Source organism: uncultured Clostridium sp. (genome assembly GCF_947036855.1).
Lineage (GTDB): Bacteria > Bacillota > Clostridia > Clostridiales > Clostridiaceae > Sarcina.
The window spans coordinates 1-2,840 of the sequence record NZ_CAMQRY010000205.1 but is presented as its reverse complement, the minus strand read 5'-3'; the positions used below and the strand labels follow the sequence as shown (position 1 = coordinate 2,840).

At 27.1% G+C, this 2,840-nt stretch carries 3 protein-coding genes and 1 pseudogene; all 4 read left to right on the top strand.

Going from position 1 to position 2,840, the window contains the following annotated elements; all coding sequences use genetic code 11:
- A partial coding sequence (locus Q0V15_RS12795; protein ID WP_297439527.1) for a response regulator transcription factor occupies positions 1 to 639 on the top strand: 639 nt, incomplete at its 5' end.
- Entirely contained in the window at positions 629 to 1,753 is a 1,125-nt protein-coding gene (locus tag Q0V15_RS12790; protein ID WP_297439526.1) for a cell wall metabolism sensor histidine kinase WalK, read from the top strand. The genes Q0V15_RS12795 and Q0V15_RS12790, both read left to right, overlap by 11 nt.
- 110 nt (positions 1,754 to 1,863) lie before the next feature.
- Positions 1,864 to 2,517, top strand: a complete 654-nt coding sequence (locus Q0V15_RS12785) for a hypothetical protein (RefSeq protein ID WP_297439525.1) — start codon at positions 1,864 to 1,866, stop codon at positions 2,515 to 2,517.
- A gap of 207 nt (positions 2,518 to 2,724) precedes the next feature.
- A pseudogene (locus Q0V15_RS13025) lies at positions 2,725 to 2,840 on the top strand (ABC transporter ATP-binding protein); the annotation flags it as partial.

Here is a 2,840-nt window from a genome sequence, read left to right as displayed (position 1 = left end):
AATGAGAATTATACAGTTTTTAAGTTTTATTGTATGACTGATGCTATAAAGTGCATAAAAGAAAGAAAAATTGATTTAGCTATTTTAGATATTATGCTACCAGATGGGGATGGTTTTTCTATTTGTAAGAAGATTAGAGAAAAGTATTCATTTCCTATTATGATGCTAACTGCAAAGGATGATGAGATTGATAAAATTATGGGGCTTACACTTGGGGCTGATGATTACATAACAAAGCCTTTTAGACCTTTAGAACTTATAGCTAGAGTTAAGGCACAGGTTCGTAGATATACAAAATATAATAGTTATAGTAATGAAGTAGCTGAAAAGATAGATGGATTATTTATTTTTGATGAACTTATGGTTAATATAAAAACATATGAGTGCAGATTAGATGATAAAAAAATAGCTCTTACACCAACAGAGTTTTCAATTTTAAAAATTCTGATTGAAGAAAAGGGAAGTGTAGTTAGTTCAGAACAGTTGTTTAGAGAAATTTGGAAGGATGAGTATTTTAGTAAAAATAATAATACTATTCCAACACATATTAGGCATATAAGAGAGAAATTAAATGATTCAATTGAAAAGCCTAAATATATTAAGACTGTATGGGGAGTGGGTTATAAGTTTGAAAAGTGAGAAAGTACAAAGTAAAGCTTACAATCACATTATTCGTAAAATACTTTTAAAAGTATCTATAGGAATTATTTTATCGTTTATTACTGTTTTAATAATAGGTGAAGCAGGTAGAGGACATATAGGGAATATAATAACGGGATTTATTAATAAAAAGTATATGCTTGGTTGGTATACATCATCTAGGATATATTGGGACTATTTTAGGAAGTATGTTGATTATGCTTTACTTGTAACTATGATTATAGTATTTTTAGTGTTTTTTAGAGCATTATTATCTTGGTTCACAAAATATTTTGATGAAATTATTGATGGAGTAAATAAACTTGCTAGTGGTAAAAATGAAGAAATTATTATGTCAGCAGAATTAAAATTTATGTCAGATAAGCTTAATCAAGTAAAGGATGATTTAGAGAGAAGTGCAAAGGCAGAGAGAGAAATTGAAAAACGAAAAAGTGATTTATTAGTTTATTTAGCCCATGATATAAAAACACCACTTACATCTGTTATTGGGTATTTAAGTTTGATTAATGAAAATCCTGAAATGGAAACAAAGCAAAGGGCTAAATACATGGGGATAACACTTGAGAAAGCTTATAGACTTGAAGGACTTATTAATGAGTTTTTTGAAGTTGCTAGATATAATTCTAAATCTGTGCCTTTAAGTAAAGAAAAGATAGATTTATCTCATATGATGGTGCAAATTATAGATGAGTTATATCCTGTAATTAAAGAAAATAAAAGAGAAGTTTATTTAAGTATTCCAGAAAATATTAGTATATATGCTGATGCTGAAAAGATAGCTAGAGTATTTAATAATCTTTTGAAAAATGCAATATATTATAGTGATGATAAATGTATTGAAATATTTGCAGAGCAAAAAGAAAATAAGGTTTTAATATCTTTTGAAAACATAGGTAATATACCAAAAGACAAACTTGATTCAATATTTGAAAAGTTTTATAGAATTGATAAGGCTAGGCAGACTTCTACTGGTGGTTCAGGTCTTGGACTTGCTATTGCAAAGGATATTATAGAACTTCACTCTGGAAGTATAACCGTAAAGTCTGAAAAAAATTATACTATTTTTACTGTTATTTTAGAAAATTTAGATTAGGTAATAAAATATATAGTTTCTATATTAAATCTCAATAAATAAACAAGGGTGGATAATACTATTTTTGTTAGAATTAATTTAGAATAGATATATTTAAAATGAGGTAAGGGATGAAGAATAAAAAGATATTAGTAGCTATGTTTGTAATAGTAATTATAAGTGGTGGCTTTTATTTAAGAAGTTATATTTCAAGTGAGAGCCATACTGGATTGTATATAAATTTTGAAGAAATAGATAAATTACCAGAAGAAGAAAAGGAAAAAGAGATAGATAATGCATTAGCGAATATAAGAAAGTTTAGAAAGGATGCTATAAATTCTATAAACTTTGAAGAGATAGATAAAGTGCAAAATACTCAAGAAAAAAAAGAAGATGATGGTATTTTAAGTTACGATAGTAGTGAATTTGAAATAAGTATGAGTAATGGTTCATCAGAGGAAATAAAGAATAGACCAACCTTTAGTGGAAAAGAATATATGGAAATATTAGATGTAGCTTTTCCATATATTATAGATATACTTGGTATTGATGAAAATGATAATGAGGCAATTCAAAGAATAGATATGGATGAATGTATAGATCCAAGGATAAATAAAATTTATGATGAAAAAGATAAAGGGGTTGCAAATGGATATCAGAACAAGGATATTCATGTTATGGAATATGAGAGCACAGGTGGTATTTATAAATATTTATTTTTAGGCAGAGATTCAAAAACTAAGAAGTGGAAGATACTGCATGATGGTTTAAGCTATAAAGAATAGTAATATAAAAAGTTTAGTGCTTAGAATTATTTTGAAAATTTGATAATAGAGATTAAGACTAGTGATAGAAATATATAGTTTCTACATAAAATCTCAATAAATAAACAAGATTATATTAAAGAATGGAAATACTCTCTTTTGGTAAGATTAACTTATCGGAAGGGAGTATTTTTTTATTATTATGTTTAAGTGAAAGTAGGAGGGGACATGGAATTAAAAATAGAAGGATTATATAAGTCATACAGAAATAAAGAAGCGTTAAAAGATTTAAATATTACGCTAAGGGAAGGGACATATGGATTACTTGGAGAAAATGGAGCAGG

Coding starts and splice junctions, on each gene's coding strand:
- Q0V15_RS12785 (WP_297439525.1), top strand. CDS start 1,864: ATGAAGAATAAAAAGATATTAGTAGCTATGTTTGTAATAGTAATTATA.